This window comes from Rhodococcus mengyinensis (genome assembly GCF_048381435.1).
Taxonomy (GTDB): Bacteria; Actinomycetota; Actinomycetes; order Mycobacteriales; family Mycobacteriaceae; genus Rhodococcus_F; species Rhodococcus_F opacus_D.
The window spans coordinates 23,291-29,893 of the sequence record NZ_JBLWIT010000044.1; the positions used below are offsets into that span (position 1 = coordinate 23,291).

Here is a 6,603-nt window from a genome sequence, read left to right on the forward strand (position 1 = left end):
GTGGGGTTGCTTGAATCCGTAAATCACTCCGGAACTGGTTGCGTCTGCCGAAGAGGTCGAACCGCTCGAGGAGTGGAGCGCTAGTGCGGACCCAGGGCGTATCTGATTTCGTCGATGAGACCCCATGCCAACGCGGTGTCGGTGTCGAGGGCGGCGCCGGTGGCGCACAGCCAGAACGCTCGCCATCGGCCGATTCGCCGTGGCACGCTGACGGTTCCGCCGGCTCCGGGGATCAGCCCCATGGACACTTCCGGCAGGCGGAACACGGTGTCGGGCGCGGCGACGATCCGGCTTGCGAATGCGGGTACCTCGATGCCTGCGCCGACGCAGCTGCCGTGCACTCGGACCTGAATGCGGTCGCCTAGCTGCGCTACCAGGCGGCCGGCGCCGGCGCGGGTGCGGATGAGGTGCGCGGTGGCGAGGTCGGGGGTGGTGCCGAACTCGTCGAGGTCGCCGCCCGCGGAGAACGACGGTCCCGCCCCGTCGAGCACGATCGAGGTGATCGTGTCGTCCGCGATGGCCAACCGGAGCGCTTCGACGAGCCCGTCGCGCACTTCGGCGCCGTAGGCGTTGCGGCGCTCGGGCCGGTTGAGGGTGATCAGTAGTCGCTCGTCGTCGCGCCGCACGAGCACCGGTTCGTGCGGTGCCGGTGGTGGCAGCGGGCGCGGTCCGCGCTGCTGGAGCCACCGCTGGAAGCCCGGTGTCCCGAGGAGCGTGGAGTAGGCCAGTGATTCGACGTCGATTGCCTGTGGCACCGGGAGATCTTCCGACAGGCGCAGGACCTGGCCGAGCACGATCGCGGCGTGCACGTTGTCCGCCACGACTCCGTGGAGTTCGGCGAGCGCGGTGTCCAGGTCGTCCACGCTGACGGCCCACCGGTCGGTCGGGTCGGCGTCGGTGGCGAGGGTGGTGTCGAGGCCGGCGGCGAGGTCGGCGATCGGTTCGGGAAGAGGGCCCGGGGTGCGGCGCACTCCGACCAGTAGTCGGTCGGTGCGCTTCGCATGCTCGGCCGCGCGGACGGCAGTGTCTTCGTCGGCCGCGACATCGAGGTTCACCACGAGCAGTGGAGTGTCCACGACGGCGCCCGCGGCGAGCAGGGGAGTGTCGGCGACTCCGTCCACGAGGTCCTGTGGGGTGATCACGGTCTGCGCGGTATCCACGAAGGACAGCTTGCAGCATAGGATCGAGCGGTGTTCATCCCGCCCCCGCACGCACATCCGGTGCCGGATCCGGTGCGGGACTGGGCCGAAAGCGGAGTCGTCGCCCTCACCGGCCGCGCGGATGGGCCACCGATCGTCCCTCCCGGTCGGGCGGCGACGCTCGCGCGGGCGATGGCCACGTGGATTTCCGACGTCAGCGCTCTCGGCGGTCGGCTAATCGACGTCGACGGTGCCGGGTTGCTATCGGAGCGGGCGGCGTTCACCGGTTTCCGGCGTCGGGGAGACGTGTCGCTGGGCGGTAGCTGCCGGTTGCTCCCGACGGCCGACGGGTGGGCCGCCGTCTCCTGTGCACGCCCCGACGATCCCGCGCTGCTCGGGGCCATGGTGAGCGATGTCGTGGACGAGGACGATCCCTGGCCTGTCGTCGCCGACTGGGTGCGCCGACACCGCGGCGCAGAGTTGGCGCAGCGGGCGGCTCTGGTGAGCGTCGCGGCGGGCCCGGTGGTGCGGGCGAGTGCACCCCCAATTCCGCCGATGCCGCTGCACCCTCGGCCCGTCGACGGGTTGCTGGTCGTTGACTTCAGTGCCCTCTGGGCGGGCCCGCTGTGCGCCCATCTGCTCGGACTCGCCGGAGCCCGCGTGGTGAAGGTCGAGACACCGGACCGCCCGGACGGCGCTCGCCGCGGGAACGCTGCGTTCTACCGGCTCCTGCATGCCGGCCACGAATCGGTGGTGCTCGACCCCGGCACGACCGAGGGGCGCCGCGCCCTGACCGCACTCGTCACCGCCGCCGACATCGTGATCGAGGCATCCCGCCCGCGCGCCCTGTCCGGTTTCGGGCTCGACGCCGCCGATGTTGTCGACCGCGGGGCGACGTGGGTGTCGATCACCGCCGGCGGACGCTCCGCCGACCGGATCGGCTTCGGCGACGACCTGTCCGCGGCCGCAGGACTGATCGCTCTTGATGCGGGCGGACCAGTTTTCGTCGGCGACGCGCTCGCCGACCCACTGACCGGGGTCACCGCCGCGGCGCTCGCGATGTCGGCGCCCGCCGACGGGTCGGGGCAACTGTGGGATTTGTCGATGTCGGATCTGGTCGCGTCGACACTGACGGACGACCCGGTGCCGACGGCCAGCCTGTCTGCCGGCCGGTGGGTGGTCGAGACCGCATCGGGTGTCGTTCCGATCGCCGAACCGCGCGCACGGGAACCGGCGGGGTGGGCCCCCGGATCCGGCGTGGACACCGCGGCCGTGCTGCGGTCGTTGGGGATCGCGGCGCCGTGACCGACCTCGTGATCCGCAACGCGGAGGTCGGCGGAGTCGCCGGGATCGACGTGTCGATCTCCGACGGACGGATAACGGCGGTGGGGTCAAATCTGCCCGCGACGGCGGCGGACATGATCGACGCCGAGGGCGGCGCCCTGATCCCCGGCCTGCACGACCACCACCTGCACCTGCATGCGATGGCCGCTGACGCAGCGTCCGTGGACTGCGGGCCGCCGAGTGTCCGCGCCGCCGCCGCCCTGGCCGACGCGCTCGGGCGGGCACCGGGCGACGACAACGGCTGGGTACGCGGCGTCGGCTACATCGAGACCGTCGCGGGCGACCTCGACGCCAATGCCCTCGACCGGCTCCACGCCGCCCGGCCGGTGCGGGTTCAGCACCGCAGCGGTGCGATGTGGATGCTCAACGGCGCCGCCAGTGCTGCCGTGGGGTTGGCCGAGGCGTCGCATCCGGGAATCGAGCGCGCCCCGGACGGCCATCCCACCGGCAGGGTGTGGCGCGCCGACGCCTGGTTGCGTGACCGGCTCCCGTCGTCCGGTCCGCCGCGCCTCGATGCGGTCGGCGCCGCCCTCGCGCGGTGGGGGATCACGGGTGTCACCGACGCCAGCCCGGACCTCGACCCGCGTTCACGCGTAGCGATCGAGAAGTCGGTCTCGGACGGCAGCCTGCCGCAGCGAGTGCACCTGCTCGGCGCAGCGCCCGACAGCGATATCGCCTCACCGCCGGGCCGGGTCACCGTGGGCCCCTGCAAGATTGTGCTGGCCGACTCCGGGCTACCCGACCTCGACGACCTTGCCGACCGGATCCGCGAGGTCCACGACCGGGGCCGGGCGGTGGCCGTGCATTGCGTCACCCGGGAGTCGTTGCTGCTTCTGCTCGCGGTTCTCGACGACGTCGGGACACGGTCCGGTGACCGCATCGAGCACGGTGCGCTCATCCCCAGGGAGACGATCGACGACCTTCGCCGACGGGGACTCACCGTCGTCACCCAGCCCGGCTTTGTCGCGCACCGCGGTGACGATTATTTGCGCGACATCGACGAGATCGACCACCCCGATCTGTATCGCTGCCGGTCACTGATCGAAGGGGGCGTCCCGGTCGCACTCTCGAGCGACGCCCCGTACGGGCCAGCGGACCCATGGGAGGTGATCACCGCCGCGGTGAACCGGCGGACGCCGACCGGTGAAATAGTCGGTGCCTCCGAACGCATCACAGCCGCAGAGGCATTGACGCGATACCTCACACCCGCGGACGATCCCGGCGGCAGACCCCGCACCGTCAGTCCGGGCGCACCCGCGGATCTGGTACTCCTGCACGCTCCGCTCGCTGCCGTCCTCACCGCACCATCCGCCGACGCCGTCCGGGCCACCCTCTTCGGTGGAATACCGCACCGAATCTGAGAGGCCTGTCAGGGGTGGTGGACACGGCGCCCGCCTCAATACCAAGGTCGACCGTGAACTGCTGATACCGAGTTCGAGGCTGAACTCGTACAGACTTGTCGGGCCGAGACGGTCCCAGTTCTAGCCGCCCGTGCGGTCTGGTGGAGGGGCGCATTCGAGTACGAGGCGACCGACCGGAACGTGCCCACGGCGTTTGGAATGCGCGATAGTTCTGACCGGAACCCTGTGTGTGATGCGTTGTGTCACGCGGATCAGGTCAACCCTGCGGTCGGGCTCAGCGATCGAGACCAACAGTGTGGCCGATATGTCAGATAATCGGGTGAACGAGATTACCTGCTTGCGCAAACCGCGTACCTTTGTGGCGAAACATATTGCAATTCAGCCAATGAGCCACAAGATAGCACCAGCTGATCGAGGAAGCACGGGAACGCAATGTCAGACAACCTGCAGGGTAGACGCATAATCATTACCGGAGGGGCCAGTGGAATGGGAGAGGGCCTTGTACGGGCGTTTCCTGCTCTCGGAGCCGACGTGGTATCGCTCGACCTCGCCGAGCGTGAGGGACGTGAGATTGCAGAGGCGAGCAAGGCTCGATTCGTCCAATGTGATGTGTCGGAACAGACCTCGGTCGATGCGGCGTTCGCGCAGGCCGTCGATTCACTGGGCGGTCTCGACGTCCTGATTCATGCAGCGGGCATCGCTCCGGGGGGAGCGGCCGAAGAGATTCCGCTCGACATCTGGAATCGGGTCATGGGCATCAACGCGACAGGCACGTTTCTCACGAATCAGGCGGCGTTCCGACATTTGAGGGACGACGGCGGACAGATCATCAACTTCGCGTCCGCCGCCGGGGTCCAGGGCTTGACCAACAAGGCTGCGTATTCGGCCAGCAAGGGTGCTGTGGTCGCGTGGACCCGCACCGCGGCTCAGGAATGGGGAAAATACGGCGTCACCGTGAACGCCATCGCTCCGGCAATCTGGACTCCCATGTACGACAAGACCCGTGCATCGATGACGACGGAACAACTGGCCGCGCACGACGCGTACATGGCGAGAGCCGTCCCGCTCGGGGGCAAGCTCGGTGACGTCGAGAGGGATTTCGTTCCGGTGCTGGCCTTCCTCTCCGGCGAGGGGGCCCGGTTCATGACGGGGCAGATCTTCCCGGTTGACGGCGGAACTCTGATGATGCGGTGACCGAAACGCGGCACACCCTCGACGTGACGCCGATAACCATCTAACGTTTGTGTCATGTTTGATTCGAGCCACGGACCGACAGCGTTCCCCGGCGACGAGTCAGGTTCAAGGAGGGTGTCTTGAGTGAAGTGAAGCGGGCGACTGCGAACCGGATGGTGGTGTGCGCAAGCCACAGCCCAGGAATGGAGCGAGATGTCGACCGAGTGTTCGGCACCACGTTCCGAACGGGATTGGCGCGCGCGAGTTCGATCGTCCGAGAATTCGATCCCGATTACATCGTCCTGTTCGGCGGGGACCACAGGCGGGCATTCCGGCACGTCGTGCCCACTTTCGGGGTGGCACTGTCTGCCGGGATCATGGCCGAGGCCGGGCACGCTGCAGGCGCATTGAACGTCCCCCAGGAAACTGCGAGAGGCCTCGCCGAGCATCTGCTCGACTCCGGGATTGATATCTCGGTCTGCCGGGATGTGCAGCTCGACCACGCGTTCGCACAGCCTTTGCGTGATCTGACCGGCAGCTTGGACGCGTATCCCGTCATCCCGCTGCCCATCAACTGCGCAACGGCGCCGTTGCCCAAGGCCGAGCGGGTACTCGCGTTCGGGGACGCGGTGGGCCGGTATCTGTCCGGCACGGGCGATCGAGTGCTGGTAATCGGTACCGGCGGTCTTTCGCATTCGCCACCCAGTCTCGAAGTGGACACGTACGACATCAGCGACGAGGAACGCGCCAGGATCATCGCGGAGGGTTCCGCCGCCGCGCGCAAGAAGATCAAACCCGCGTGGGACAAGGCCTTTCTGCACGCATCGGCGACCTGGGACAGGGAGGCCCTCGCGCGTCTCACCGACAGTGCGCACGCGGACGCCGGGGCGGGAGCCAACGAGGTGCGGACTTGGTTGGCTGCAGGTGCGGCCGGTGGCGGCGTTCCGCTCGAGCCGTTGATCTACGAGCCGGTGGAGGAGTGGATCACGGGCATGGCCGTCGCGGTGTCGGCATAATCTGACAGAGCGTCGATAAAACTCCGCAGTCCTTTTCTCTGCACGGAGGTGTCTTCGTGGGCTCGTTGTTCGATGTGGTCATTCTGGGTTCGGGTGCTGCCGGTTTGACGGCGGCGTTCACGGCGGCGGTGAGCGGTGCCCGGGTGGGGGTGTTCGAGAAGGCCGACAAGGTCGGCGGTACGGCCGCGTGGTCGGGCGGGAACGTGTGGATTCCGAACAATCCGCTGATGGGTGCTGCCGGCGTCGCGGACTCCGAGGAGGAATCGGTGGAATACATCATGTCGCTCTCACGGGGCTTGCTCGACGAGGACCTGGTACGAGCGTTCGTGGTGGCGGGGCGCGAGATGGTGACCTTCCTCGACGCGGAGGCCGGAACAGAATTTTATGTCGCCGAAGGGTTTCCGGACTATCACGCCGAACATCCGGGCGGCAAGGCCGGTGGCGGCCGGACGTTGGAGACCCCGTTGTTCGCGTTCGACGAGTTGGGGGAGTGGGCGTCCCGGGTGACGCCGGGTCCCTATTTCGCGAATCTGCACCTCGTGCAGTGTGAGACACCGATCGGCGCCGCAG

At 68.1% G+C, this 6,603-nt stretch carries 6 protein-coding genes; 5 read left to right on the forward strand and 1 reads right to left on the reverse strand.

Going from position 1 to position 6,603, the window contains the following annotated elements; all coding sequences use genetic code 11:
* Window positions 1-80: 80 nt before the first annotated feature.
* Window positions 81-1,160: an enoyl-CoA hydratase/isomerase family protein gene (locus ACNJ7E_RS08235; RefSeq protein ID WP_418339575.1), complete on the reverse strand. Its 1,080-nt coding sequence runs from the start codon at window positions 1,158-1,160 to the stop codon at window positions 81-83.
* A 30-nt stretch (window positions 1,161-1,190) separates the two neighbouring features.
* On the opposite strand from ACNJ7E_RS08235, the gene ACNJ7E_RS08240 reads away from it, so the two are divergent.
* From ACNJ7E_RS08240 to ACNJ7E_RS08260, 5 genes are all read left to right on the forward strand, one after another.
* The gene (locus tag ACNJ7E_RS08240; RefSeq protein WP_016881685.1) at window positions 1,191-2,444 is read left to right on the forward strand and encodes a CoA transferase; all 1,254 of its coding nucleotides are present in this window, start codon (window positions 1,191-1,193) and stop codon (window positions 2,442-2,444) included.
* A complete protein-coding gene (locus ACNJ7E_RS08245; RefSeq protein ID WP_029538800.1) occupies window positions 2,441-3,844 on the forward strand; it encodes an amidohydrolase family protein in 1,404 nt (467 codons plus the stop codon). The genes ACNJ7E_RS08240 and ACNJ7E_RS08245 overlap by 4 nt, the downstream gene beginning before the upstream one ends.
* A gap of 432 nt (window positions 3,845-4,276) precedes the next feature.
* Complete coding sequence (locus ACNJ7E_RS08250) at window positions 4,277-5,038, forward strand: SDR family NAD(P)-dependent oxidoreductase (protein WP_029538797.1); 762 nt, start codon at window positions 4,277-4,279, stop codon at window positions 5,036-5,038.
* 152 nt (window positions 5,039-5,190) lie between these two features.
* Window positions 5,191-6,033, forward strand: a complete 843-nt coding sequence (locus ACNJ7E_RS08255) for a 3-carboxyethylcatechol 2,3-dioxygenase (RefSeq protein ID WP_029538794.1) — start codon at window positions 5,191-5,193, stop codon at window positions 6,031-6,033.
* A 56-nt stretch (window positions 6,034-6,089) separates the two neighbouring features.
* A partial coding sequence (locus tag ACNJ7E_RS08260; RefSeq protein WP_418339576.1) for an FAD-dependent oxidoreductase occupies window positions 6,090-6,603 on the forward strand: 514 nt, incomplete at its 3' end.

Coding starts and splice junctions, on each gene's coding strand:
- ACNJ7E_RS08250 (WP_029538797.1), top strand. CDS start 4,277: ATGTCAGACAACCTGCAGGGTAGACGCATAATCATTACCGGAGGGGCC.
- ACNJ7E_RS08255 (WP_029538794.1), top strand. CDS start 5,191: ATGGTGGTGTGCGCAAGCCACAGCCCAGGAATGGAGCGAGATGTCGAC.